The organism is Thiobacter subterraneus (assembly GCF_055379455.1).
This window is the reverse complement of record NZ_AP042402.1, coordinates 2,291,998-2,318,240: the sequence shown is the minus strand read 5'-3', so window position 1 is coordinate 2,318,240 and position 26,243 is coordinate 2,291,998. Positions and strand designations below refer to the sequence as shown.

Annotated in this window: 22 protein-coding genes, 1 tRNA gene and 1 pseudogene; 5 read left to right on the top strand and 19 right to left on the bottom strand. The window is 66.8% G+C overall.

The genetic code is table 11. The annotated features are described in order from the left end of the window. Positions 1–93: 93 nt before the first annotated feature. The 11 genes from ACZ42P_RS11435 to ACZ42P_RS11385 form a co-directional block, all read right to left on the bottom strand. Positions 94–1,188, bottom strand: a complete 1,095-nt coding sequence (locus ACZ42P_RS11435) for a radical SAM protein (protein WP_464897666.1) — start codon at positions 1,186–1,188, stop codon at positions 94–96. Positions 1,189–1,384: 196 nt separating this feature from the next. Then, on the bottom strand, positions 1,385–2,440 hold the full coding sequence (locus tag ACZ42P_RS11430; protein ID WP_464897665.1) for a geranylgeranyl reductase family protein: 1,056 nt from the start codon (positions 2,438–2,440) through the stop codon (positions 1,385–1,387). Beyond that, positions 2,437–3,510, bottom strand: coding sequence for a lipoate--protein ligase family protein (locus ACZ42P_RS11425; RefSeq protein WP_464897664.1), 1,074 nt, complete (start codon positions 3,508–3,510; stop codon positions 2,437–2,439). Before ACZ42P_RS11425 ends, ACZ42P_RS11430 begins: the two co-directional genes overlap by 4 nt. Further along, positions 3,503–4,591, bottom strand: a complete 1,089-nt coding sequence (locus tag ACZ42P_RS11420; protein ID WP_464897663.1) for a radical SAM protein — start codon at positions 4,589–4,591, stop codon at positions 3,503–3,505. The genes ACZ42P_RS11425 and ACZ42P_RS11420 overlap by 8 nt, the downstream gene beginning before the upstream one ends. Before the next feature lie 37 nt (positions 4,592–4,628). Continuing rightward, on the bottom strand, positions 4,629–5,069 hold the full coding sequence (gene gcvH / locus ACZ42P_RS11415; RefSeq protein WP_464897662.1) for a glycine cleavage system protein GcvH: 441 nt from the start codon (positions 5,067–5,069) through the stop codon (positions 4,629–4,631). A gap of 159 nt (positions 5,070–5,228) precedes the next feature. Beyond that, positions 5,229–5,738, bottom strand: coding sequence for a sulfur carrier protein DsrE2 (dsrE2, locus tag ACZ42P_RS11410; protein WP_464897661.1), 510 nt, complete (start codon positions 5,736–5,738; stop codon positions 5,229–5,231). A gap of 86 nt (positions 5,739–5,824) precedes the next feature. Further along, positions 5,825–6,052: a sulfurtransferase TusA family protein gene (locus ACZ42P_RS11405; protein ID WP_464897660.1), complete on the bottom strand. Its 228-nt coding sequence runs from the start codon at positions 6,050–6,052 to the stop codon at positions 5,825–5,827. Between the two features lie 122 nt (positions 6,053–6,174). After that, on the bottom strand, positions 6,175–6,504 hold the full coding sequence (locus ACZ42P_RS11400; RefSeq protein ID WP_464897659.1) for a rhodanese-like domain-containing protein: 330 nt from the start codon (positions 6,502–6,504) through the stop codon (positions 6,175–6,177). Positions 6,505–6,567: 63 nt separating this feature from the next. Next, positions 6,568–7,500 (bottom strand): dimethyl sulfoxide reductase anchor subunit family protein, encoded by a 933-nt coding sequence (locus tag ACZ42P_RS11395; RefSeq protein WP_464897658.1) that lies wholly within the window; start codon positions 7,498–7,500, stop codon positions 6,568–6,570. Positions 7,501–7,579: 79 nt separating this feature from the next. Next, on the bottom strand, positions 7,580–8,275 hold the full coding sequence (locus ACZ42P_RS11390) for a 4Fe-4S dicluster domain-containing protein (RefSeq protein WP_464897657.1): 696 nt from the start codon (positions 8,273–8,275) through the stop codon (positions 7,580–7,582). Positions 8,276–8,392: 117 nt separating this feature from the next. Beyond that, the gene (locus ACZ42P_RS11385) at positions 8,393–11,260 is read right to left on the bottom strand and encodes a molybdopterin oxidoreductase family protein (RefSeq protein ID WP_464897656.1); all 2,868 of its coding nucleotides are present in this window, start codon (positions 11,258–11,260) and stop codon (positions 8,393–8,395) included. A 425-nt stretch (positions 11,261–11,685) separates the two neighbouring features. Here ACZ42P_RS11385 and ACZ42P_RS11380 point away from each other — a divergent pair. Further along, positions 11,686–11,761, top strand: a tRNA-Thr gene (locus tag ACZ42P_RS11380). 121 nt (positions 11,762–11,882) lie between these two features. Beyond that, complete coding sequence (locus tag ACZ42P_RS11375; protein ID WP_464897655.1) at positions 11,883–13,589, top strand: hypothetical protein; 1,707 nt, start codon at positions 11,883–11,885, stop codon at positions 13,587–13,589. A gap of 10 nt (positions 13,590–13,599) precedes the next feature. Here ACZ42P_RS11375 and ppx read toward each other — a convergent pair whose 3' ends face one another. From ppx to rpiA, 3 genes are read right to left on the bottom strand one after another with little or no spacing between them, the layout of a single operon-like run. Then, positions 13,600–15,084: an exopolyphosphatase gene (ppx, locus tag ACZ42P_RS11370; protein ID WP_464897654.1), complete on the bottom strand. Its 1,485-nt coding sequence runs from the start codon at positions 15,082–15,084 to the stop codon at positions 13,600–13,602. Between the two features lie 16 nt (positions 15,085–15,100). After that, a complete protein-coding gene (gene phoU, locus ACZ42P_RS11365) occupies positions 15,101–15,802 on the bottom strand; it encodes a phosphate signaling complex protein PhoU (RefSeq protein ID WP_464897653.1) in 702 nt (233 codons plus the stop codon). Between the two features lie 59 nt (positions 15,803–15,861). Further along, positions 15,862–16,518 (bottom strand): ribose-5-phosphate isomerase RpiA, encoded by a 657-nt coding sequence (rpiA, locus tag ACZ42P_RS11360; RefSeq protein WP_464897652.1) that lies wholly within the window; start codon positions 16,516–16,518, stop codon positions 15,862–15,864. Positions 16,519–16,610: 92 nt separating this feature from the next. Between rpiA and ilvA the strand changes: the two genes are divergently transcribed. Beyond that, entirely contained in the window at positions 16,611–18,128 is a 1,518-nt protein-coding gene (gene ilvA, locus ACZ42P_RS11355; protein WP_464897651.1) for a threonine ammonia-lyase, biosynthetic, read from the top strand. On the opposite strand, the gene ACZ42P_RS11350 is transcribed toward ilvA, so the two are convergent. Further along, on the bottom strand, positions 18,125–19,513 hold the full coding sequence (locus tag ACZ42P_RS11350; RefSeq protein ID WP_464897650.1) for an NAD-dependent succinate-semialdehyde dehydrogenase: 1,389 nt from the start codon (positions 19,511–19,513) through the stop codon (positions 18,125–18,127). The two genes, ilvA and ACZ42P_RS11350, sit on opposite strands and share 4 nt — an antisense overlap. A 126-nt stretch (positions 19,514–19,639) precedes the next feature. Between ACZ42P_RS11350 and ACZ42P_RS11345 the strand changes: the two genes are divergently transcribed. Both ACZ42P_RS11345 and ACZ42P_RS11340 read left to right on the top strand, forming a co-directional pair. After that, the gene (locus ACZ42P_RS11345; protein WP_464897649.1) at positions 19,640–21,595 is read left to right on the top strand and encodes a transglycosylase SLT domain-containing protein; all 1,956 of its coding nucleotides are present in this window, start codon (positions 19,640–19,642) and stop codon (positions 21,593–21,595) included. Positions 21,596–21,708: 113 nt separating this feature from the next. Further along, on the top strand, positions 21,709–22,572 hold the full coding sequence (locus ACZ42P_RS11340; RefSeq protein WP_464897648.1) for a pirin family protein: 864 nt from the start codon (positions 21,709–21,711) through the stop codon (positions 22,570–22,572). Between the two features lie 51 nt (positions 22,573–22,623). On the opposite strand, the gene hslU is transcribed toward ACZ42P_RS11340, so the two are convergent. From hslU to rpmE, 4 genes and pseudogenes are all read right to left on the bottom strand, one after another. Then, complete coding sequence (gene hslU, locus ACZ42P_RS11335; protein WP_464897647.1) at positions 22,624–23,961, bottom strand: ATP-dependent protease ATPase subunit HslU; 1,338 nt, start codon at positions 23,959–23,961, stop codon at positions 22,624–22,626. Between the two features lie 22 nt (positions 23,962–23,983). Continuing rightward, a complete protein-coding gene (gene hslV, locus ACZ42P_RS11330) occupies positions 23,984–24,520 on the bottom strand; it encodes an ATP-dependent protease subunit HslV (protein ID WP_464897646.1) in 537 nt (178 codons plus the stop codon). A 29-nt stretch (positions 24,521–24,549) separates the two neighbouring features. After that, positions 24,550–25,755, bottom strand: coding sequence for an STAS domain-containing protein (locus ACZ42P_RS11325; RefSeq protein WP_464897645.1), 1,206 nt, complete (start codon positions 25,753–25,755; stop codon positions 24,550–24,552). Between the two features lie 266 nt (positions 25,756–26,021). Then, a pseudogene (rpmE, locus tag ACZ42P_RS11320) lies at positions 26,022–26,222 on the bottom strand (50S ribosomal protein L31); the annotation flags it as partial. Between the last annotated feature and the right edge of the window lie 21 nt (positions 26,223–26,243).

Sequence of the window (26,243 nt, the reverse complement as noted above, 5' to 3'; positions counted from 1 at the left end):
TCGGGCGGCTGGAGGGCTCCCTTTTGATGGGGGAGCGTGGGGATCAGTGAAAAGCCATTCAGGGGCGCCCCCCGGAGGATCCCGCGGCGGCAGTCAGGCGCCCTCGAGCTGCCGGCGGACGGTTTCGATGTCTGCCGGCTCCAGGGCGAAGGGATAGGAACGGATGTCGGAAGGCGGTGAATCCCCGTAGGGCCGGTTGCAGGCCGAGACGTCGGGCTCGGGGCCGGGGCAGCCGGAGGTGCGGAAGGGCTTGCCGCCGGCGATGATGGCTTCCAGCACGTCGCGCGGCACGCCGAAGTCGGTGACACGGCCGGCGTCGTCGAAGCGCATGTGCTCGACCCGGCCGCCGCCATAGTCGATGAGGTAGCGCCCCAGCTGCACCCGCCGCCACTGGCCGGGATCGCAGGCGGGCCAGTCCTCCATGAGGGAGCCGCGCTCCGGGAAAAAGGCGAACAGGTGGTTGTGGCCGCCCAGGTCACGGATCTTCTGGCAGACGCCGAGGATTTCCTGTTCGGTCTCGCCCATGCCGCAGATGAGATGCACGCCGAAGCGCTCGGGTCCGAACACCTCCGCCGCCCATTCGATGGCCTGCCAGTACTTCTCCCAGCGGTGGGGGCTGTCCACCGCGCGGCCGCGCGTGCGCTCGAAGATCTGGGGCGTGACCGCGTCCAGCGCCACAGTGAAGATCTCCGCCCCCAGGGCCTTGAGCTCCACCAGATCGTCCCGTGTCATGGTGGTGGGGTTGGAAAGAATGGAGACCGGCACGTGGGGTACGGCGCGCACCCATTTTTCCAGCAGCACGCGCGTGTCGGCGTCGGAATCCGGGTGGGTGATCATGGAGATGCACATGCGCTGGAAGCGGCCCCGGTCGGCGCCGGCCCGCACCCTGGCGATGACGTCGTCGTAGCGGGCGGTGGGCCAGTCCACGCGAATGAAGTTGCGGTCGGCGTAATCGCGCGCCTCCTCGCGATGCCGCGCAAGGCCGCAGTAGGCACAGTTGGCGCGGCAGCCTTCGGGATAGGTGACCAGCAAATTGAGGCAGTGGGTGCAGTCGGTGCGGTACATCCGCCCCGGCACGAGCCCCAGGGTGATGGCCGCCGCCGTGCTCATCTGCACGTACTCGGGGGAGCGCATCTGTGGTGTGCGCCGGCGCACGTCGGGCCGGTAGAAATGAATGGTCTGCTCCATGGTTCGTCGCCCGTGTCCGCGAAAACCTGCTCCTTCGGTGGTGCCTGCTCCGCCACGCGAGGGGAATTTGTGGCCACCCCATCGAGGGGTGGCGCCCGTCGCGGCCAGCCGCGCCGCGGGAGCGGCTTCAGCCGCGAAGCCGCTGGATCCCCCGGGTCGCCGCCAAAGCGCCTCCCACAGGGGGGTTGCCGGTGCGTCAGCCGTCGCGGAAGTATTCCGGAAAGGCGGTCCAGCCACGACGGAATTCGGCATCGCCGCGTCTTGCCGCCTGCCACAGGCCCTGCCGGCGGGCGACGGCGCGCGCAAGGCTTGAGCCGAAAGTATCGCGCAGTTCCGCCTCATAGTCCTCCAGGGCCTGGGCGCGGCCCGCCAGCCAGTCCGCCGCCGCCGCCCCCGCGCGCTCGCCGGAAATCACGGCCGCGGCAATGCCGGCCCCCGTCACGGGATGGGTGAGTCCCGCCGCATCCCCTGCGAACAGCACGCGCCCCAGGGCAAGCCGCGCCCGCATGCCGCCTATGGGGATCGCGCCGCCCGTGCGGCGCAGGATGGTGGGGGCCACCCTGCCCGCCTGAACGAGCCGTCTGTGCAGGGCATCCAGCGCGTCCTTCATCTGCCGGGGGGAACCCTCGAGCCCCAGGCCCACATGGGCTTCCTGTCCCCGCGGAAACAGCCAGGCATAGCCGCCGGGATAGGCGTCCGACAGCCACACTTCGGTGTCCGGCCCGGGCGTGCACAGGGGCACGGTGTACTGCCGGGTGGCAAGGGTCGCCAGCGGTGGCAGGCCCAGCAGCCGCGCCACGGAGGAGTGGGGACCATCCGCTGCGATCAAGGCGCCAAAGCGCAGGACACGCATGCCTGCACCGTTCCGGAGAGTCGCCACCCCCGTGGCCGCCTCGAGCCCTGCCAGCAGGGTGCCGGTGGCAAGCCGTGCCCCCGCCGCCACGGCGCGGCCCGCCAGGGCCTGATCGAACCGCGCGCGGTCGATCATGAGTCCCGGCAGGTCGGCACGGAACCATGTTCCGGAGGGCAGGCAGGTGTGCATGCCAACGATGCGCTGGCGCACCGCCCGCGCGCCCTGCGCCAGGCCCGCAAGGGGCAGGGGAATGAACTCGGCGCACTGCACGGGCAGACCGACCCGACGCCGTCGCTCGAGGACGAGCACCGACAGGCCCCGCGCCGCAGCGGCGGCCGCGGCACTGGCACCGGCCGGCCCGCAGCCCACCACCAGCACGTCCACGGCCTCCGGGCTCATGCCGTACCCGCCCCCCGCGCGCGGGCAAGGGCCGCCTGCGCCACCGCGATGAGGTCGCCCGGTGTGAGGCCCCCCATGTCCACTTCGCGTTGTGCGAAGAACGCCTGCACGGCTGCCTGGAGCTGCGCCGCCCCCACGTCCCGCAGCCCGGCTTCCAGATCGGGGATGGTGCGCCGGGGATGCACGAAGAAATCGCCCGTGAACTGGATCTGCTCGATGCGGTCCCGGCGGGCATCGTAGGCGAGCCCCACGCGCACCAGCCCCGCCGGGAACTTGTGCACCGCCTCCACCCGCGCCGCCCCTTGCCGCGCGCCCTCCCCGTAAACCCAGTCCGGTGTAGCGATCTCCGCCAGCGCCCCGGCGAAGCGGTGTTCCTCGTCTGCGGTGAGTCCTGCCGGCTGGAAGTCCACGCCGAAGGTGTCGGCAAAAGCCTGGATGAGCGCCGCCTGCACACGGTCGAGAGGGGGCGTGTGACCCAGCAGTTCGGCGAGGCTCGTCACCCGCTCGCGGGCCGAGGCCACTGCCTTGTCCGCGAGTTTCTCGGCGGGGATGCGCAGCACCCGCAGCATGCGTTCCACGTCGAACTCGATGAGCAGGGTGCCCTGGTACATGAGGGCATCGCCCTCGAACACGCCGCCGGTGCCGGAGATTTTGCGCCCCGCCACCTCGATGTCGTTGCGGGGGCGGAAGCGCGCATCCACCCCGAGGCTGGCGATGCCTTGTGCAGCCGCCTCGCAAATGCGCCGCGCGATCAGGGCGAGATCGGCGACACCCAGCACACTGCGTGCGAGATAGAGTTCCCAGCCCAGCTGGCCGGCGTCGAAATAGATGGCGCCGCCTCCCGTGATGCGCCGCTGCACTTCGATGCCGTGAAGCCGGCAATAATCGAGGTCCAGTTCCTGGCGCGGGTCCTGATGGAAGCCCACCAGGGCGCTGGGCGTAAAGCGCAGGAAGCGCAGGGTATTGGCGCCCGCCCCCGCGGCCCGTGCCTCCAGCAGCGCGCGGTTCAGCGCGATGTTCTCCGCCGCACTGCGCAGACCGGTATTTAGCAGCCGCCAGCGCTCAGCCATGGGTCACCACCGGCAGTGGAAAGGACGCAGACGGCGCCGCCTCGGGCACGCCCGCCCCATCCGCCAGAAGCGCCTCCATTTCCAGCGCGGCGTCCTGGGCCAGGGAGCAGCAGCCCCCGACGATCCGGGTCTCCCGCCCCAGACGGCGCGCGAGTTCCACCACCCCTTCCGCCGGATGGGCGATGGCATCGAGCCCCGCGAGCACCGCGTAGGCATCGATGCGCACACGGGCCCGGCCGGGCGGCCGTGCGCAGCCCAGCAGGATGGGGGTGTCCGGCAGGGCGCGCCGTGCGTCGAGAAAGAAGCGCCCCACCTCCTCGGGATTCGGGGTGACGAAGGGCCGCGTCGGCGGCGCATAGAAGGGCATGGCCGCCACCAGCACCAGCGCATGGGGGCGGTGGCGCGCCACCATTTCCAGCGCCTGCCATTCCCCCAGCAGACGGCCGTAATGCAGCCCGAGCACGATGTGGGGCACCACGCGCAGACCGCTGGCCATGAGGGCGGCGAGACTCGCCTCGAAATCCGCCACCGGACGCTTGAGGTGATAGACCTGGGTCAGCGTGTCCTGGGCGCCGATGACATCCATCATGGCCACGTCGATGCCCGCATCGCGCAGGGCCCGCGCCCGCGCCGCGTCGGTGAGCGCCGTGTGCAGCGCGATGCGAAAGGCGGGAAAGGTGTCCTTGATGCGGCGCAGCACCGCGAGATACGGCCCGTACTCGACCTCGTTGCGCCGGTTGGAGCCGCCGGTGAGCAACATGCCGCGCGCGCCGCGGGCAATCTCGCGGTTCACCACCTGCCACAAGTCCTCGGGCGTGGGCGCGGGAATCATGGGCGCGAGAATTTGCGCCCTGCAGTGATCGCAGTTGAGAGCGCAGTCGCCTCCCGTGATGGATACCGCGGGCCAGCGTGCGACGCCGCAGGAAGCAATCTCGCTGGAGCGGTAGGCCTTGAAGCTGGGGACATGGAAACGGATGGCCGCGGAGGCTGGCCCGTGGGCCAGCAGTTCCTGCGTGAGTGCGGCATCGAGGGGGACGGCATCGAAGGCTTCGATGCCTGCGGTGGGAAGTGGCGCGCCCATCTCGACGAATGTCCTGCGCCCGGTGTGAAGCCGGCCGTCAGGCGCAGCCCGCAAAGCCCTCCGCCTCCATCTTCACTTCGAAGGCGTTGAGGGCAGCCTCGCCGGTGAGCAGCGTCCCCACTTCCTCGTCCCACTCGCTGGGTTGCATGCGCACCATCCAGCCGGCCCCGTAGGGGTCTTCGTTGACCAGGCCCGGCTGGGTATCCAGGGCTTCGTTCACGGCGATGATTTCACCGCTCACCGGTGCCTTCACCGGGCCCACCCATTTTCCCGATTCCACCGTCGCCACGGAACGTTCCTGCTCCACGCGCCGGCCCACCGCCTTGGGTGTGAAAGCCACGATGGGCCCCGCCAGCGCGGTGGCGTAGGCGGTCATGCCCACGGTGACGCTGCCGTCCGGCTCACGGCGGCACCATACGTTGGATTCCACGTCGTAATAGAGATCGTCCGGGAAGGGGCAGCCGCGTACCGTGCTCATCATCGCTTTCGGCGCGCCGGCGGCGCGCCTGCCGGAAAAATTCGGGTAACGCGATTTTAACCCAGCGCGTCACCCATCTCGACCCCGAAACGATCAGGGAAACGGGCATGAAAAAACCGGCGGCCGAAGGGCAACGCCGGTTTTGCGGGGCAGGCCGGTTCAGATGAACAGGCAGATGTCGGATTCGCCCGCGAACTCGAAGAAGGTGGCCGCGCCCCCGTACTCGATACCATCGATGAAGTCATCGTGCTCGAAGCCGAACAGCTCCACGGTCATCTGGCAGGCGATGAATTTCACGTCGGCTTCCCGGCACAGGGTGCGCAGCTCCTCGACGGTCGCCACGCCGTTGTTGGCGATGGTCTTCTTCATGAGGGCGGTGGCCAGCGACTCGAAACCGGGCACGATGGCCTGGATGGCATTGGGAATGTTCCAGTTGATGCTCTGGAACCACTTCGGTCCGAAGGGCATCTTCATGGGCATGCCCGGATTGCCCAGGGGGCTCACCTTGAGGCCGCTGATGTCCTTGCGCAGGATCTGCAGACCGTAGAAGGTGAAGAAGACCTGGACCTGATAACCCAGGGCCGCGGCGGTGGACGCAAGGATCAGGGGCGGGTAGGCCCAGTCGAGCGTGCCTTTGGTGGCGATGATCGCCAGTTTCTTTTCATCCATCGTGGGTGCCTCCTCTCAGGGTTGAGTCGCGCCCGTCTCTGTCCAACCGTCGTTATCGTTATGTGCAGGCGTGAGGGTTGCGGGGTTTACTTTTTCTTCATGAAGAAGGTGAACTCGCCACCGGACTCGGCGGAGGACACCAGTTCATTGCCGGTCTGCTTGGCGAAGGCTTGCATGTCTTTGACGGAACCGGGATCCGTGGCGATGACCTTCAGCACCTGGCCGCTGGACATCTCGGCGAGGGCTTTCTTGGTGCGCAGAATGGGCAGCGGGCAGTTCAGGCCGCGGGCGTCGAGTTCTTTGTCAAAGTGCATGGTGAGCCTCCAGAAGGGGTTTATGAAAAAATTCGCAACAACGAATATGCATGAAACGGCTATTTATAATCCACTTGCCCGCGGCTGGCAACTCCCGCGCCCGGGCGGGCCGCGTGGCGGCGTCAGGCCGCGGCCAGGGCCAGCCCCGCGCGCGCCCAATTGATGATGCCGCCGGCCAGGTTGTAGACCTGGTCATAGCCCTTGTTGGCCATGAACGCGCAGGCCTGGGCGGAACGGGCGCCGCTGCGGCAGTAGAACACCACCGGCTTGTCCTTGGGCAACTGATCGCCCGCCAGGGGCAGCAGGTGCAGGGGCATGAACTTCGCGCCGGGAATGGCGCCCGCCGCATATTCCGCCTCGGTGCGCACGTCCACCAGCACCACCTCGCCCTCCGCCTGCATACGCTGGACGGTGTGCGGGTCCACTTCCTTGATGCCATACATTCCAAACATGGGAACCCTCCGAAAGTATATTAGCGCCCGCTAATATACAGGCAGGCAAGCGAATTTCAAGATTCAACAGCGCTGGGCGCCATGGTACAGATTGACCACATGACGCGCCTCGGCGAAAAACAGCCAGCGCTCGGCGAGCACCCCCAGCAGGGCCACCAGGGCCACCCCTGCGCCGCCGCCGGCCTGGGGACCGGCCTGCACCAGCCAGAGGAAGGGGATCACGAAGCCCGCAAGGAACACGACCACACGCAGCGCCAGCGCCCAGCGCCGCGCGAGCTGGAAGCCGAATTCCTGGGTGAGGAACGTGCCGTGGGTATGGCCCGCGTCGAACAGCTTGACCTGGGCGCGGGTGAAGCCGGTGGCGGTGTTGATGGTGGACACGGCCACCGGGCTGCCGATCCAGAAGTAGTAGAGCCCCTTCAGGAAGGCCGCCGCCACCAGGAAGGCCAGCACCAGGAAATAGTAGGGCGCGAGCTCCACATCGCCCCGGGCCGCCACCAGCATCAGGATCAGCGCGCCGGTGTAATGCCCCAGGGCCAGGTAATTGGCGGGCACCAGCGGGGTATTCCACTGGCGGATGGTCTTGAGGCACGCATAGATCATGCTGGTGGAGAACACCGTGATCCACGCCAGCAAAGTGGCCAGCGCACCCAGGGCGAGACGCAACCCCTCCAGCCCGAGATCGAGGAAGGACAGGCCCATGTAACCGAAGGCGAAGGGGAAGAAGGCCACGGCGAACACACCCTCCCGCGATAGCCACGAGGTGCGCCAACGGCTGAAGGCCCGCCAGGCATTCTTGGGATTGGCCAGGTGGCCCACCGAGGAGAGCAGGCCGGCGATGATGAGCACGAGGGCGATGGCGCCCGCCACCCAGACCTGCTGCGGCGCAAGCCCGCCGCCCAACTTGAGCAGGTCGGCCAGATACAGCAGGGCGAACAGGCCGAAGCCCGCGCCGGAGCTGACGGTGAAGAAGATGACGCTGAATGCGGGATGCATGTGTGTCTCCGTGAAGCGAGGGGTGCGAGGGAAGGCGTGGGTGGCGGCGGGCGGGCCTGCGCTCCTCACGCCCGCCCTCTCACCGTTTGACCAGTTTGTTGGCGAACGTCTTCAGCCGCTCCCTGAACCCGGGTTTGCCCAGGTTCTCCGTGGGGATGGGCGGCGCCTTGCGCGGCGGCAGGTAATGGTTGGTGGGGTTGTAGCCCAGCTCCGGCAGGAGCTGGTAGCCGCCCCGTTCGCGCACCGCGCGCGACACCGCGGAATCCGGATCATCGAAGTCGCCGAACATGCGCGCATGGGCTGGACAGGTGAGCACGCAGGCCGGCTGGCGTTCCTCGATGGGAATGGATTCATCGTAGATGCGGTCCACGCACAGGGTGCACTTCTTCATGGTGCCGGAGGCGCGGTCCAGTTCCCGCGCACCGTAGGGGCAGGCCCAGGAGCAGTAGTTGCAACCCATGCACTTGTCCTGGTCCACCAGCACGATGCCATCCTCGGCACGCTTGTAGGATGCGCCGGTGGGACACACCGTGACACAGGCGGCGTCCTCGCAGTGCATGCAGGACATGGGGAAGTTGATGGTCTTGTTGTTGGGATACTCGCCCACCTCGAAATGGCGGATGCGGTTGAACCACACGCCCGAGGGCTCCGCACCATAGGGGTCGTAGTCGGACAGCGGCCCGGTGGTGCCGGAGGCGTTCCACTGCTTGCAGGCGATGGCGCAGGCATGGCAGCCGACGCAAACGTCCAAGTCGATAACAAGACCTAGTCTCATGGGTTTTCGCTCTGTCTCTATGGTTGCAGGGTGACCGGGGAGGCGGGCGCAGAAAGCCGCAATGACATCGTGCTCACCGCCTGCCCCGTCCTGTCCACCCCGTGCTCGTCACGTGGATTACTTGTCACTCCGGGCGTTGTAGCGCAGCACCGCAGGACGCCTGCCGTCATCCCAGGGCAGCGGCTTCACCTCCGGGAACTGGGGCCAGCTGCCCACTTCATCCGGTTCGGCCTTGTAGATTCTCACCCGCAAGTCGAACCAGGCCGCCTGGCCGGTCACCGGGTCGGAGTTGGTGATGCGCCGCTCGCCCGGTTTTTCCGGCAAAAGCTCGGAGATGAGGTGATTGAGCAGGAAGCCCTTCCTCGCCTCCGAGGCGTCCGGCTCGAGGCCCCAGGTGCCGGCCTGTTTGCCGATGGCGTTCCAGGTCCACACCGTGTTTTCCTCGCAGCCTTCCATGGTCTTGATCTGGCAGCGGATGCGCCCGTTGTGGGATTCCACCCAGACCCAGTCGTAGTCCTTGAGCCCCAGCTCCGCCGCCTTTTTCGCGTTCATGTGCAGATAGTTCTGGGCCATGATCTGGCGCAACCAGGCATTCTGGGAATCCCAGGAGTGGTACATGAACATGGGCCGCTGGGTGATCGCGTAGAAGGGATATTCCTCCGCGTTCACGCGCTGCTGCTCCAGGGGCTGATACCACAGGGGCAGCGGATCGAAATACTTCACGAGCCGCTCGCGGTCCGCCGGATTGGTGGGCTGGGGGCCATCGTACAGCCCCATGCCGGCAAGCCGGAATTTCTGCAGCGGCTCGGAATAGATCTGCATGATGATGGGCTCCACCTTGCCCACGAAGCCCGCGTCCGCCGCCACTTCCAGGTAGTCCCTGTTGGCGAACCGGTTGTACTTCTGGCTGTCGGGCCAGTGGTGGGCGAAGAAGGACTGGTTCTCGATGTACTTCTCCCACTGATTGGGATTGGGCTCGCCCTTGAGGGACTTGGTGCCGTCCTTGCCGCGCCAGCCGGCCAGGAAGCCGACACCCGGCGAACGCTCGAAGTTGACGATGAAGTCCTTGTAGTCCTTGAACTTGCGGGTGCCATCCTTGTTGGTGAAAGCCGGGAATTTTAGGCGCGAGGCCAGCTCCACCAGGACTTCCTGCCAGGGACGCGCGTCCCGGTCCGGCGTGACCACCGGGTGACGGATGGCATCCGCCGCCGCATCGGGTTCGGAGATGGGACGGTCCAGAAGTGAAATGCAGTCATGGCGCTCCAGGTAGGTGGTGTCCGGCAGCACCAGGTCGGCGAAGTTCACCATCTCCGAGTGGAAGGCGTCCACCACCACCAGGAACGGAATCTTGTATTGCCCGAACTCCTCCGGATCCTCCTGCACCAGCATCTCCTGGATGCCCTTGGTGTTCATGGTGGAGTTCCACGCCATGTTGGCCATGAACAGGATCAGGGTGTCGATGGCATAGGGGTCATGGTTGGTGGCATTGGTAATGACCATGTGCATCAGGCCGTGGGAGGCCAGCGGCGACTCCCAGGAATAGGCCTTGTCGATGCGCACCGGGTGGCCTTCGGCGTCGATCACCAGATCCTCGGGTCGGGTGGGGAAGCCCAGGGGCGGACGCGCCAGGGGCGTGTTGGGCGCATGGATGATGTCCAGGTTGTTCTCGGGCAGCTGGTGGGGCGGAATGGGCTTCGGATAGGGCGCGCGGGCGCGGAAGTTGCCCGGGCCGTCCAGCGCCCCCAGCAGGATCTGGATCAGATGGATCGCCCGGCAGGCATGGAAGCCGTTGGAATGGGCGGAGATGCCGCGCATGGCGTACATCGCCACCGGACGGCCGATCACCTTGTCGTGCCTGCGGCCCCAGACGTCGGTCCATTCGATATCGAGCTCGATCTGCTCCTTGAAGGCGACATGAGCCATCTCCAGCGCGAGGCGCTCGATCTGCTCGGCCGGCACCCCGCATTCCCGGGACACGTTTTCCGGCGCGTAGCGTTCATCGAGATAGCGTTCCGCGACCAGGCTCATCACGGTTTTCACCGGCCGGCCGTCCGGCGCGACGAACTCGCCGAACATTGCGGGCGCGATGTCCGCATCCAGTGCCGAAACGAAGGCCTGCTTTTCCAGATCCCACACCAGCGGATTGCCCGCCTCGTCGCGCAGGAACAGCCCGTCACCCTTCTGCCCCGGCGTCTGCACCACCAGCCAGGGCGCATTGGTGTAGCGCACCAGGAATTCCCAGTCGAACAGCTCCCGGGAGAGCAGCACGTGCACGATGGACAGGGCGAGCAGCCCGTCCATGCCCGGGCGGATGGGCACCCACTCATCGGCGATGGCCGAATAGCCGGTGCGCACCGGATTCACCGACACGAACTTGCCGCCGTGGCGCTTGAGCTTTTCCAGACCGATCTTGATGGGGTTGGAGGAGTGGTCCTCCGCCACCCCCCACAGGATGAAGTACTTGGCGTAATCCCAGTCCGGGGCACCGAATTCCCAGAAGGAAAAGCCGATGGTGTAAAGACCCGCCGCCGCCATGTTCACCGAGCAGAAGCCGCCGTGGGCCGCCCAGTTGGGCGTGCCGAACTGCTGTGCCCACAGGCCGGTCAGGGCCTGCATCTGGTCGCGGCCGGTGAAGAAGGCCAGCTTGGAGGGGTCGGTGGAGCGGATCAGCTCGAGCCGGTCGGTGAGCAGATCCAGGGCCTGCTCCCACTCGATCTCCACGAACTCCCCTGCACCGCGGGGCGCGCCCGGCTTGCGCATCAGGGGCTTCTTCAGCTTGGCCGGGGAGTACTGCTTCATGATCCCGGCATTGCCCTTGGCGCACAGCACGCCCTGATTGGTGGGATGGTTGCGGTTGCCCTGGATGAAGCGAACCTTGCCGTCCTCCAGGGTCACCTTGATGCCGCACCGGCAGGCGCACATATAGCAGGTCGTGTATTTCACTTCCTGCCGGTCGTGGTTTTCGGTCTTGATCACTGCGCTCATGAACCCGTCCTCGTCAATGGCAACCCGCGAAGCCGCCCCGGCCGTCACGCCGTTTCCCGGCGTTTTCCCACCATAGCCGATGGATGCGGCCAGCCGCCAAGCATCACAACATGCTGAACTGCTAATGCATCCGGCGGATCACCCGGCGCCGGCCGCCTGCGCGGGAAGGCGCGGACTCTACATAAGAATTCCATAATGTAGCAATACAGAAATTTTGATTACCCAGATAAGTCCTTCTGATACAGGACTTTTTTGTCTGGTTTCCGGGGTTTTTGCGGCCGCTTTCTCCGTTTCTGGCCGGAAGGCCTTAAAGAAGAAGGGTTTCCTCCACGGCGGGTCGGCGGGCGGGCCGCCGGTCAGCCGCGCGGGAGAGACGGCCCCCGGGCCGGTTCTTCCCCGGCGAAATCTGGGATAATGACGGTCTGGCCGGCATAGCTCAGCTGGTAGAGCAGCTGATTTGTAATCAGAAGGTCGTGGGTTCGAATCCTACTGTCGGCACCACCTCCATCGCAGGCTTTCCGGACAGGGTTTCTGGCATGGGACTTGCTCGTATGCTGCCACCGCGCCTGCGCGGTGACCCGGGTGGCCCGATCGCCACCCCACCCCTCGAGCGGCCATAGCCATGATTGCGTTCCGGAAATTCTTCTCCAAGGGCTCCGACCACCCCCTCGCCCGGGATGAGGAGCTCACCACCGTCCTGGCCGGGCTGCCCGTCAACGACCCGACACAGGTGTTGCAGGAGCTGACCCACTGGCTGCTGCAGCTCGCCGGCGAAGCGCCCCTCAAGAACCGTTCCACCAAGCTGTTCCGTCTCGACCAGGCGGGGCAGGTGGCGGAGCGCAAGCTGCGCGAGGAGTACACCCGGTCGGCGCGGCTACACAAGGCCATCGAGCAGCGCATCTGGACCACCGTCCATGAATTCCTGGAAGCGTCCATCAACGCCCATTACCGCTGCATCGCCGAATTTCTCGAAAGCCGGCGCGCGGTGGCGGATCTGGCGGCGCTGGCGGTGCGCACCGTGCGCCGGCTGGACCTGGAGGGCCACTGGTTCCAGCTGCGCTATCAACCCCTGCCGGAAGCCTGGTGGGACCAGGTCTACACCCTGATCAAGCTCGCCGAGGAACGCGGGCTCATGCGCGTGACGGTGACCCTCAACGCGAGTCTGGGCAGCGAGACCACCTTCGTCCAGGAACTGCTCAAGCTGCTCATGCCCACCGTGACCGATCCCCGCCAGTTCACCAAGCCCCAGCTCGCCCTCGCGCGGCACGTGATCAATGCCGTCTCGGGCGATTTCGTATGGGAGGACATGCCGGGCGCGACCACGGTGTTCCATGTGGATTTCTCCAGGCGCGAGCCGCCGGCGCGCATCAGCCAGACCTCGGAGCGCCATTTCATGGCGCGCTGCTTCGGGCCGGGTGCCGCCGTGCCGCGTCTGGTGACGGCCCTCAAGCAGGTGGAACAGGGCGCCATGCCTTCCCTGCTGGGGCTGGCCGATCCCACCGCCTACCGGCGGGCAGATCTGCTGGAAGTGCTGGCACGACTGGCCCAGAGCCTGAGCCGGGCGCGCCCGGTGGCCGAACACCAGCACTTCGACAAGCGCCGCGACGAGCGGCGGCGCTCCTTCCTCAACATCTGCGTGATCCACGGTTTCAGCGACGTGTACCGGCGCATGAGCCAGGAACAGATCCCGCCGCAGAAACCCGCTTCCCTCGCCGACACCCTCACCTACGAGGGACAGGTGGACACCCATATCTTCGGTTTCGTGCGCGACCGGACGCGCCAGCAGCAGGAACGTCTCAAGGCCCTGGCCGCCACGCCCATGCCGGCGGAGAGCGAGGCCTGCGAAAGCTGGGTGGTACGCGACGTGAGTGAGAAGGGCTACGGCGTGGAAATCACCAGCAGCCCGGGCGACTGGGTCACGCGCAACGTCGCGGTGGGCCTTCATCACGATTCGGGGGCGTGGGAGATCGGCATCATCCGCCGCGTGGAGCGGCCCAGTGTCGAGACCGCGGAGGTGGGTCTGGAAGTGCTTTCCCGCGCCCCGCATGCCGCCATGATGCGTCCGGCCGAATCCCAGCTCTCCGTGTGGGAGACCGCGGCTGACACCCAGACTTACTACCACACGCCCGCCATCCTGCTTCCCCCCGAACCGGGGCTGCACGATGACGAATGTCTGCTCCTGGAGGCGGGCAGCTACCAGCTGCACAAGTTATACGAGCTGTTCGTGGGAGAGGGCCGGCGCACGGTGAAACTCCTGGACCGCCTCGCCAGCTACGGCGACGTCGATCAGGTGATCTTCGCCGACATTCCGCAACGCCGGCCGGCGTAACCCGCCGCCATCAGGCGGGGTCGGCCAGCTCCAGCCGCACGCCCACGGAACGCCACTCCTCCTGCTCCTTGTGGAGCAGCATCTCGGTCAGGGGGTTGTCGGACAGCCACCGTGCATCCAGTCGCAGACGGAACCCCCGCTGATCCCATTCCAAAGCCAGCGGCGGCAGCGGCTGGTCGCTTCGGCTGCGGTTGAACAGCACTGCCAGGCGCAGCACGCCGATCAGCAGCCAGTCCTCGGGCGCGCCTACCAGGGGCACGACCTTGGCCAGCGCCCCCCGGTGGGCGCGCGCCAGCAGGGCGAGCCGCTCCTGATCCTTGCGCGAGAAACCCGGCATGTCGGCATTGGCCAGAATATAGGCGGAATGCCGGTGGTAACCCGAGTGCGCGATGGAGATGCCGATCTCGTGCAGGCGTGCCGCCCATTCCAGATGTTTCGCCGCTTCCGGCTCCAGATGGAAGCGCGTTGCCACATCTGCCAGCAGCCGGGCCGCGGTGCGCGCCACCCGCTCCGCCTGACGCCGGTCGGCGTGGTAGCGGCGCTGGAATTCCTCCACGGTGAGCTCCCGGGTGTCGTGGTGGTGGAAGCGGCCCACCAGGTCGTAGAGGATGCCCTCGCGCAGGGCACCATTGGCCGCCTCCATGCGGGTCACGCCCAGCTCGCGGAACACCGCCGCGAGAATGGCGAAGCCACCGGCGATCACCGGCGCCCGGTCGGCGGACAGGCCGCGCAGCCTGAGTCTTTTCACTTCCCGCGCCTCGATGAGCATGGCGCGGATGGCATCCAGCGCTTCCGGGGTAATGACGCCGTCCGTGAGACCGTTTTCGCGACAAATGTCGGCCAGGGCGCGCACGGTGCCGGAGGAACCCACCGCCTGCTGCCAGTGGCCCGCGCCGAATTCTGCGGCGATCGCCTGCAGTTCCGCGCGCGCGGCAAGTTCCGCCTCCCGGAATGCCGCCTTGCCCAGGCGCCCGCCGGCGAAGAAGCGGCGGCTGAAGCTCACGCAGCCCATATAGAGGCTTTCCATCTGCCTGGGTTCGTAGGCCGCGCCGATGATGCACTCGGTAGACCCGCCGCCGATGTCCACCACCAGGCGCGGTGCGCTGGAGGGCGGCAGGCTGTGGGAGACGCCGAGGTAGATGAGCCGCGCCTCCTCCTTGCCCGCCACCACCTCGATGGGGAACCCCAGGGCTTCCTCTGCGGCGCGCAAAAAGGATTTGGCGTTCTTGGCGACCCGGAAGGTATTGGTGCCCACGGCGCGCACTGCCTCCGCCGGCAGGCCGCGCAGACGCTCATTGAAGCGCCTGAGGCAGGCCAGCGCCCGCGCCTGGGCCGCTTCGTCCAGGGTCTTGTCCTCGCGCAGTCCGGCCGCGAGGCGCACGGTTTCCTTCAGCGCGTCGAGGGGGTAGATCTGGTCGCCAATGACGCGGGCGACCTGCAGGCGGAAACTGTTGGAGCCGAGATCGACGGCGGCGACGACGGCGTGCTCGCTCACGACAGGCCGACCGGCGTCATTCCAGCACCTCGCGTTCCATCTCTTCCACGCTGGTGTGGCGCACGTCCTTGCCCTTGACCATGTACACCACGTACTCGGACATGTTCTTGGCGTGGTCGCCGATGCGTTCGATGGCCTTGGCGGCGAACATGATGTCGATGAACATGCTGATGGTGCGGGGATCTTCCATCATGTAGGTGATGAGGTGGCGCAGCTCGCTGCGAAACTGCTCGTCCACCTGCATGTCCTGACGGGCGATCTGGGTGGCGGCAGTGGGATCCAAACGGGCGAAGGCATCCAGGGCGCGACGCAGCATGTCCACCACCATCTCGCTCATGTGCTTGATCTGGGAAAAGCGCGGCTGGGTGATGCGGTCCGACTCGTAGATGAGCTTGGTCATGCGCGCGATCTTGGCCGCCTCGTCACCAATGCGTTCCAGATCGGTGATGGTCTTGATGACCATCATCAGCATGCGCAGGTCGCCGGCAGTGGGCTGGCGGCGCGCGATGATGTGGCTCACGTCCTCGTCCAGGGAGACTTCCATGGCATTCACCCGGTGATCGTTCTGGATCACCGTCTGGGCGAGCTCCAGGTTGCCGTTGATCAGGCCCTCCACCGCATGGATGATCTGCTCCTCCACCAGGCCGCCCATCTGCAGCACGCGCGAGCGCACCGACTCCAGTTCGGCATCGAATTGCTTGGAAGTGTGTTCAGCCATCTTTGTCTCCCGGGCCAACGGCCCAGCATACCGTGGAATTGTGAAGAATCGGCGACACCTCAGCGCTTGAGGGCAGTCACCCCCTGCGGGGTGGCGATCAGCGCCAGATCCGCCGGGCGGCGCGCGAACAGACCGTTGGTCACCACGCCCACGATCTGGTTCAGCGTGCTCTCCAGCTCCACCGGGTTGAGGATGTTGAGGTTGTGCACGTCCAGGATCACGTTGCCGTTGTCCGTGACGAACCCCTCGCGCAGTTTTGGCTGCCCGCCCAGCTTGACGAGTTCCCGTGCCACGTAGCTGCGCGCCATTGGAATCACCTCGATGGGCAGGGGAAACTTGCCCAGCACGTCCACGAGTTTGGTGTGGTCGGCGATGCAGATGAACTTGTCGCTCGCCGCGGCGACGATTTTCTCCCGAGTGAGCGCGCCGCCGCCGCCCTTGATCATGGCGAGGTGCTCGGTGATCTCGTCGGCACCGTCCACGTAGAGGGGCAGCTGGCCTGCCTCGTTCAGGTCGATGACGCGGATGCCCCGCTCCCTGAGCCGCTGCGCGGTGGCCTCGGAGCTCGCCACCGCGGCATCGATCTTGTGTTTGATCTTGGCCAGCTCGTCGATGAAATAGTTGGCGGTGGAGCCGGTGCCCACGCCGATCAAGCCGGGCTCGACGAAGCTCACCGCTTCCTTCGCCACGGCCTGCTTGAGTTCGTCCTGCGTCATGGTGTGCTTTCCCGATCGCCAGAAAGCTTCCAAGCATAGCGCCGGACAGGGATTTTCTCAATTAAAATGCCCGTTTCCGGACAATAATTCCCATGAACGCCGTTCCCGATTACCTGCGCAGGATCCTGACCAGCCGCGTCTATGACGTGGCCATCGAAACCCCGCTGGAATTGGCGCCGGGCCTGTCGCGCCGCACCGGCAACCGCGTCCTGCTCAAGCGCGAGGACATGCAGAGTGTGTTCTCCTTCAAGCTGCGCGGTGCCTACAACAAGATGGCGCACCTGCCGCCGGCGGCCCTCAAACGCGGCGTGATCTGCGCCTCGGCAGGCAACCACGCCCAGGGTGTGGCGCTCGCGGCCCAGCGTCTTGGCTGCCACGCCACCATCGTCATGCCTGCCACCACTCCCCAGATCAAGGTACAGGCCGTCATGAACCGCGGCGCCCGGGTGGTGCTGCACGGCGATTCCTACGACGAGGCTTCCGCCCATGCGCGCCGGCTGGAAAAGGAGCACCGGCTCACCTTCGTCCATCCCTACGACGACCCGGAGGTGATCGCGGGTCAGGGCACCATCGGCATGGAAATCCTGCGCCAGCATGCCGACCCCATCCACGCCATCTTCGTGCCGGTGGGGGGCGGCGGCCTGATCGCCGGTGTGGCGGCGTGCGTGAAGGCCCTGCGCCCGGAAACCCGCATCATCGGCGTGGAGCCGGTGGACGCCGACGCCATGTACCGTTCCCTGAAGGCGGGCCGCCGCGTGGTGCTGGAGCAGGTGGGGCTGTTCGCCGACGGCGTGGCGGTGAAACAGGTGGGCGAGGAAACCTTCCGCCTGTGCCGCGAGCTGGTGGACGAGATCGTGCTGTGCGACACCGATGCCATCTGCGCCGCCATCAAGGACGTGTTCGAGGACACCCGCTCCATCCTGGAACCAGCGGGGGCGCTGGCCATCGCCGGTGCCAAGGCCTACGCCACGCGGCACCGGCTCAAGGACAAGACCCTGGTGGCCATCGCCAGCGGCGCCAACATGAACTTCGACCGCCTGCGTCACGTGGCGGAGCGCGCGGAGCTGGGCGAGCAGCGCGAAGGCATCCTGGCCGTGACCATTCCCGAAACACCCGGCAGCTTCAGGCGCTTCTGTGCCCTGCTCGGGCCGCGCAACATCACGGAGTTCAACTACCGCTATGCCGACCCGCGCGAGGCCCATGTCTTCGTGGGCGTGCAGGTACAGGACCGGCACGAGGTGGCGGACATCATCAGCCAGCTCAGGGCGGCCGGACTCCGGGCGCTCGACCTCACGGACAACGAGATGGCCAAGCTGCACGTGCGCCATCTGGTGGGCGGCCATGCGCCCCAGGTCCGGGACGAACGCCTGTTCCGCTTCGAGTTCCCGGAGCGCCCGGGGGCGCTGATGAAGTTCCTGGACAGCATGTCCCACGGCTGGAACATCAGCCTGTTCCACTACCGCAACCATGGCACGGATTACGGGCGCGTGCTGGTGGGCATACAGGTGCCGGACGCGGACCAGGCGGCCTTCCAGAACTTCCTGGAGCGGCTGGGCTATCCCTGGTGGGACGAGTCCCACAACCCGGCCTATCGGCTGTTCCTCGGCTAGACGCGTGGTGTGGCGCGCACCTGGCGCTCCCACACGGTCTTCACGTTCACGAACTCCCGGATGCCGTGGTAGGACAGTTCCCGGCCGAAACCGGAAGCCTTCACGCCGCCGAAGGGCAGACGGGGATCGGACTTCACCAGGCCGTTTATGAAAACGGAGCCGGCCTGCAACGACCCCACCAGCCGCTCCGCGCGCGCGAGATCGCGTGTCCACAGGGAGGCCCCCAGGCCGAAGCGCGTGTCGTTGGCGATGCGGAGCGCATCCTCCTCGCTGGCGGCGCGGATGATGCTGGCCACCGGCCCGAACAGTTCCTCGTGATAGGCGCGGCATTTCGAGGTGACCTGGTCCAGGACGGAGGGCGCGTAATATACCCCCTCCCGCGTGAGCGGGCGGCAGCCGGTGAGGGCGCGCGCCCCCTGGGCGATGGAATCCGTCACCTGGCGGTGCAGGGTCTCGCGCAGATCCAGGCGCGCCATGGGACCGATCTGGGTGCCTTCCTCCATGGGGTCGCCCACCGCCAGTGCCTCGACACGCGCCACAAAGCGCGCCAGGAAATCCTCGGCGATCTCCGGCACCAGGATGAAACGCTTGGCGGCGATACAGGACTGACCGCAGTTGAGGAAGCGCGAGGCCACTGCCTGCTCCACGGTGAAATCCAGATCGGCGTCGGCCAGAACGATGAAGGGATCCGAGCCGCCCAGTTCCAGCACGCATTTCTTGAGATGCTGGCCGGCCGCCGCCGCCACCCGCCGCCCCGCCTCCTCCGAGCCGGTGAGGGTCACCGCCTGCACGTGATGGCTGGCGATGGCATCGGCCACGTCGCCCGCTTCGATCATGAGGGTGGTGAACACGCCCGCCGGCAGGCCGCTTTCACGCCAGATTTGCTCCAGGGTGAGGGCACACTGGGGCACGTTGGAGGCATGCTTGAGCACGACGCCATTGCCCGCCATGAGCGCCGGCGCGGCCGCCCGGAACACCTGCCAGAAGGGGAAATTCCAGGGCATGACCGCCAGCACCACTCCCAGGGGTGCATAGGCCACGAAGCTCCTGCCCGCGTCCGTTTCCACCGGCTCCTCCTGCAGGAACAGGGCACCGTGCTGGGCGTAGTACTCACAGGCGGTGGCGCACTTCTCCACCTCCGCGCGCGCCTCCCGGAGGAGCTTGCCCATTTCGCGGGTGATGAGTTCGGCGTAGCGGTCCCGATGCAGGCGCAGGTGGATCGCCGCCTCGCGCAACACCGCGGCCCGTTCGGCAAAACTTTTGCGCGCCCAGTCCCTCTGGGCCACGGCGGCGCGTTCCAGGGCTTCGGCGAGGCGGTGACTGTCCCAGCTCGGGTAACTGGCGAGCACCTGGTTGGTGGCAGGATTAAGGCTCACATAGGGCATGGTGTATGATCCCAAAGCTGATTCGCAGGTCTTCCACGAAGCGTTTTTCCCGGAGGGCGCCGCGCCAGCGCGGAGACGTGCGCCGCGCGGCGCTCTCACTATAGCAACTCAGGGGCAGCATGGTTCATGCGTAGCAAGGCCCGGAACATCGGCCGAGTCGTGGCCCTCCTCGCCATCCTCCTCCTGCCGCCCGCGGCACCGGCTGCTCCCGAGGACGACATCCTCGCGGCGCGGGATGCCTACAATGCCCGCCATGCCGCCCGGCTCGCCCAGGCCGCCCAGCGCCTCGAAGGCCATCCTCTCGCCGCCCTGGCCCGTTACTGGCAGCTCATGCTGGATCTGGACAAGGCCTCCGCCGACGAGGTGCGGGGATTCCTCGCGGCTTACCCGGATTCCTACCTGTCGGACCGTCTGCGCGGCGAGTGGCTGAAGGTGCTGGGCAGGCGCCAGGACTGGAAGACCTTCAGCGCGGAATATCCCCTGCTGGTGAACGAGGACCGGGAGGTCACCTGCTATGCGCTGCAGGCGCGGCTCGCACTCCTGCCCGGGGATTCGAGCCCGCTGGAGGAAGCCAAACGCCTCTGGTTCCATGGCGCGGAACTGCCGGCGAGCTGCGATCCCCTGTTCGAACGGCTGGCTCAGGAGGGACGCCTGACCGTGGACGACGTCTTCGTCCGCCTGCGGCTGGCGCTGGAAGCAGGCCGTGTCAGTGTGGCACGCTACATCGCCCGCTACCTGCCGGAACGCCATCAGCCGGGTCTCCGGTCGCTGGAGGCCATTGCGGAGAATCCCCAGCGTTTCCTGGATCGCGGTGGCTGGACCCTTTCCGACCGCGCCCAGCGGGAAATGGTCCTGTTCGCCGTGCAGCGCATCGCCCGCAACGATCCCGCCCAGGCGGCGGAGCGTCTGGAAAAACTCGGAGAGCGCCTCGCGCCGGAAGACCGGGCCTGGCTGTGGGGGCAGATCGCCACCCAGGCTGCGCGCCGCCACGATCCCGCCAGCCTGGCCTGGTTTGCCCGCGCCCAGGGCGCACCCCTCACGGACTCCCAGCTCGCCTGGAAGGCCCGCGCCGCCCTGCGCGACGGTGACTGGCGGGCGCTGCTGCAGGCCATCGAGTCCATGAGCCCCGAGGCTGCCCGCCAGCCCGAATGGCGCTACTGGAAGGCGCGCGCCCTCAAGGCGCTGGGTCGGTCCGTCGCGGCCGGCGAAATCCTGGTGCCCCTGTCCCGCGAGCATTCCTATTACGGCCAGCTCGCCCTGGAGGAACTGGGCACCGTCATGGCCCCACCCGCCACCAACTACAAAGCCAGCGAGGAGGAAATCCGCGCCATCGCTGCCCTGCCGGGCATTGCGCGCGCCCTCGCCCTGTTCCGGGCAGGCCTGCGCAGCGAAGGGACGCGGGAATGGCAATGGGCCATCCGCCGCTTCGATGACCGGCAGTTGCTTGCCGCCGCGGAACTGGCCCGCCGCAACGAACTGTACGACCGTGCCATCGCCAGCGCCGAGCGCACCCAGCAGCTGCACGACTTCGAACTGCGCTTCCCCACGCCCCACCGGGAAGTCATGCAAGGCTTCACCCGCCGGCTGGGCCTGGACGACGCCTGGGTGTATGGCCTCATCCGCCAGGAAAGCCGCTTCGTGCAGGTGGCCAAATCCGCCGTGGGCGCCTCGGGCCTGATGCAGCTCATGCCTGCCACCGCCAAATGGGTGGCCAAACGCCTGGGCCTCGACCGTTTCCATCTGGGGCTGGTCAACGAGCTGGAAACGAATCTCAGCCTGGGCACCTACTACCTCAGGCACGTGTACGACAGCCTCGACGGCAGCCCGGTGCTCGCCACGGCAGCCTACAATGCCGGGCCCGGACGCGCCCGGCGCTGGCAGGCCGCGCGGCCGCTGGAAGGCGCGGTGTACGTGGAATCCATTCCCTTCACGGAAACCCGCGACTACGTGAAGAAGGTGATGTCCAACGCCGCCTACTACGCCGTGCGTCTGGGCGAGCGTCTCACCTCCCTGCGCGAACGGCTGGGCACCGTGCCGGGCAGGGGCAACCGCACCGAAGCCGACTTCGCCAACGAGCCCTGATCAGCCCAGCCTGAGCGCGCGACACAAACATCAGTGCCATCGCCAGGCGACCGTGACTCGGGCACAATGTGCGCACCCCCCACTGCGCGGTTCCATCCCGCGAGGATGCCATCATGCGCTTGCGTACCGTGGTGCAAAAGATCGTGGCCAGGCCGGTCACTGAAGGCGCCGGTGTGACGGTGTACCGCAGCATCGGCCTGCCTGCGCTGCGCCATCTCGACCCCTTCCTGATGCTGGATCATTTCGGCAGCGACGATCCAGACCAGTACATCGCCGGATTTCCGGATCACCCCCACCGGGGCTTCGTGACCTTCACCTACATGCTCGACGGTCACATGCTGCATCGGGACAGCATGGGCAACGCGGGTGATTTGCGTGCCGGCAGCGCCCAGTGGATGCGGGCGGGCAGCGGCGTGATTCACTCGGAGATGCCGCAGCAGACGGCCGGACGGATGCGTGGCTTCCAGCTCTGGATCAACCTGCCCGCGGCGCAGAAAATGAGCGAACCCGCCTATCAGGAATTCCCGCCCGAGGCCATTCCCGAAATCAGTGCGCCGGGACGGCATGTGCGAATTCTGATCGGCGAGTACGCCGGGGTACGCGGGCCCATCGAGGACCACACGACCGAAGTGCACTATCTGGACGTGCAGCTTGACGGCGGTGCACGGCTCGAGCACGCCCTGCCTGCCGCCCACACGGCCTTCGTCTACGTGTTCGAGGGTGAAGCGCACGTGGGGGAGGCGGCGCTGCCCGTGCACACCCTGGCGGTGCTCTCCCCCGGCGGGCAGGTGCAGATTGTGGGCGGCGCAGGGGGCGCGCGCTTCCTCCTGGTCTCGGGACGGCCCCTGCGCGAACCCGTGGTGCAATACGGGCCGTTCGTGATGAACACGCGCGAGGAGATCGAGGAGGCGATCCGGGATTACCGCGCGGGCACGCTGGTGCGTCCGCCAGGCGGTCGGGGGACGGGCGCACTATAAAGTAAAGACCTGACCCCAGTCTCTTCTTCTGCCTGGGCGACGGGGTGGGCGTTATAGCACGTAGCGGGCGAGGTCTTCGCTGCGGGCGAGATCCTTGAGGCGGGCGTCCACGTAGGCGGCGTCGATCACCACAGTGCTGCCGGCTTGCCGGTCGGCGGCGAAGGAAATGTCTTCCAGCAGGCGCTCCATCACGGTGTGCAGCCGGCGTGCGCCGATGTTTTCGGTGCGTTCGTTTACCTCGTAGGCGATCTCGGCGATGCGCCGGATGCCATCCGGGGCAAATTCTAGCGTCACGCCCTCGGTGGCGAGCAGCGCCTGGTATTGCTTGGTGAGGCAGGCATCGGTGCCGGTGAGGATCTGCTCGAAATCTTCGACGGACAAGGAGTCCAGCTCCACGCGGATGGGCAGACGGCCCTGCAGCTCGGGAATGAGGTCCGAGGGCTTGGCCAGGTGGAAGGCTCCCGAGCCGATGAACAGGATGTGGTCGGTGCGGATCATGCCGTACTTGGTGGAAACCGTGGTGCCCTCGATGAGGGGCAGCAGGTCGCGCTGCACGCCCTGGCGCGAGACGTCGGCACCACTCACCTCCGCCCGGCTGGCGATCTTGTCCATCTCGTCGATGAACACGATGCCGTTCTGCTCCACGCTGGCCACCGCCCGCTGGCGAATCTCCTCCTCGTTGATGAGCTTCAGGGCTTCTTCCTCGGTGAGTCTGCGCAAGGCTTCCTTCACGCGCATTTTCTTCAGCTTGCGCCGGGCGCCGCCCAGGTTCTGGATCAGGCCCTGGATCTGGCTGGTGAGTTCTTCCATGCCGGGCGGCGCAAAGATCTCCATGTGGGGGGTGGCGGCGGCCACTTCGATCTCGATTTCCTTGTCGTCCAGCCTGCCTTCGCGCAGCATCTTGCGGAATTTCTGGCGCGTGCCGGACTCCTCCTGGGCGGCGCCCTCCGTGCCAAAGCCGAAGCCGGTGTCGCGCGCTGGCGGCAGCAGGGCGTCCAGGATACGCTCCTCGGCGATTTCCTCGGCGCGGAACTGCACCTTGCGCATTTCCTCTTCGCGCGTCTGTTTCACTGCCAGTTCTACCAGGTCGCGGATGATGGTGTCCACGTCGCGCCCCACGTAACCCACTTCCGTGAACTTGGTCGCTTCCACCTTGATGAACGGGGCGTTGGCCAGGCGCGCCAGGCGACGGGCGATTTCCGTCTTGCCCACGCCGGTGGGCCCGATCATGAGGATGTTCTTGGGTGTGATTTCCTGCCGCAGCGGCTCGGCCACCTGCATGCGCCGCCAGCGGTTCCGGAGCGCGATGGCCACGGCGCGCTTGGCCGCCTGCTGACCGACGATGTGTTTGTCCAGTTCGTGGACGATTTCCTGCGGGGTCATCTGCATGGCATCGGTAAGAGGCAGTGCGTCAGTCGAGTGTTTCGATCACGTGGTTCTGGTTGGTGTAGATGCACAGGTCCGCGGCGATGGTGAGGGCCTTGCCCACGATTTCCTCCGGCGCGAGATCGGTGTGGTCCAGCAGGGCGCGCGCGGCGGCTTGGGCGTAGGGTCCGCCACTGCCGATGGCCACCAGGCCGTGCTCCGGCTCCAGCACGTCGCCGTTGCCGGTGAGGATGAGCGAGGTTTCCCGGTCCGCCACGGCCAGCATGGCCTCCAGCCGGCGCAACATGCGGTCGGTGCGCCAGTCCTTGGCGAGTTCCACCGCCGAGCGCAGCAGATGCCCCTGGTGCTTTTCCAGTTTGGCCTCGAAACGCTCGAACAGGGTGAAGGCATCCGCCGTCCCGCCGGCAAAACCGGCCAGGATCCGGTCGTGATAGAGTCGGCGCACCTTGCGCGCGGAGGCCTTCACCACCACGTTGCCCAGCGTGACCTGTCCGTCGCCGCCCATGGCCACGCGGCTGCCGCGCCGCACGGAAAGAATGGTCGTGCCGTGAAACTGTTCCATAGGGAGTCCCGAGAAAGCCGGCCCGGGCGCTAGCGCGCCTTGCGCCGGGCCAGCGTGGCGAAATCGCGCACGCCCATCACTTCGAACAGGGCATGCACCATTTCGTTCTGGCCGGAAAGCGTCACTTTCTTGCCAGCCTGGTTGAGATTGATGAGCGTGCTGATGACCGAGCCGATGGTCATGAAATCCACCCGCACCAGCCGGCTCAGATCCACCGTGATCTCGCTGCGCCCTTCCGCAAAACGCTCCAACTCCTTGAGCCGGTGTTCGTGCGCGGAATCGAGCACGCCTTCCAGCCGGAACACGTCGCCCTCGGCTTCCTGCACGTTCTGCGGAGCGGCGCCGGTTCCCTCCTCTCCCTCCACGGGCAGATCCGCCACCGGTTCCCAGGACGGCGGCGAGACCTCGAAGGTCACCGCATAGTCCACCGCTGCGTCCTCGAACTCCTGCACACGGTTCTGGAACTCATAGAGCTCGAACAGGAGACGCCAGTAGGCAGGTTCCTGCCGGCCCGCGCCTGCCGTGAGCGCCCGGATCCGGGCCGTGAACTCGCCTCCCCCGATCAGGGCCACGCGCTTGCCCGCCTTGCGGATCATCAGCAGCACCTCGGCGAGGAGCTGGGCGCGGGAGGCGTCGATTCCTTCCGCTTCGGTGACGTCGAGCCGGACGACGTTCTGGCCCTCTGCCAGCTTGAGCAGGCGCTGGATGGCCGGCTCCGCGCGCGCGTCCACCGTCCCCTTGAGGGCCACCGTGGGGCCCGCAGCCGTCCTGGCCGCAGCGGGCGCCGCCGGCGCGGCCATGCTGGGCGGCTCCCAGACCGGCGCGGAACGCTCGAAGCGCACCACGAACTCCATGGACAGTTCGTCGAACTGCTGCTTCATGCCCTGGGACTGGTACAGATCGAACAGCAGCAGCCAGGGCTGCAAGTCGCGCGAACCGGCGTTCTCCCGCAGGAAGGTCTCGAGGGTGGTGATGGCCTCGGCCACGCGCTCGTTGGCGTAGAGCACGGCGGCCTCTTCCACCGCCGAGTAGGACTCCGCCGTGGGGGTGGAAGCCACCAGCAGATCATCCCAGTCGGTCTCGGGCGCCTCGGCCGGCGGCTCGGCCTTCGGCGGGGGCTCGCCAGCCACCGGCGCAGCCGGCTGGGGGGTCGCCCCCGCCGGCACCACGGGGCGCGGCGGCGTCACGGTGGGCGGCCCGTCCTGGTTCTTGCCCCTGCGAAAAAAGGAAAACACCACCGATGGACCTGCTGTCTGCGTCAGTTGTCAAAGGTGACAGGAAATCGTCGCCGGAACCGGCCCGCTTCGGGTTGTCCGCGTCAGCCCGGCGGCGCAATGGGCCGCGGCCAGCCGCGAAAACCAGAGGTGACAGGGCCATGATACGGCCAAAGACTCGGCCACAGCAATATCGCGAGCAAGTTTCCTGCCAGCCCGGGCAGAAGGTTTGCAGGGACGAAAAAAAAGCGGCCGAAGCCGCTTTTTTTCTCCCGCCCGGACACTTACTTGCGGCCGTATTTCTGGCGGAATTTTTCCACGCGGCCGGCGGTGTCCACGATCTTCTGCTTGCCGGTGTAGAAGGGATGGCACTGGGAGCAGACCTCGATGTGCAGGTCCTTGCCCAGAGTGGAGCCGGTCTTGAACGTGTTGCCGCAGCTGCAGGTCACCGTGATCTCAGCGTAGGCGGGATGAATCTCGGGTTTCATCGCAAGTCCTTGAAGTCTGCG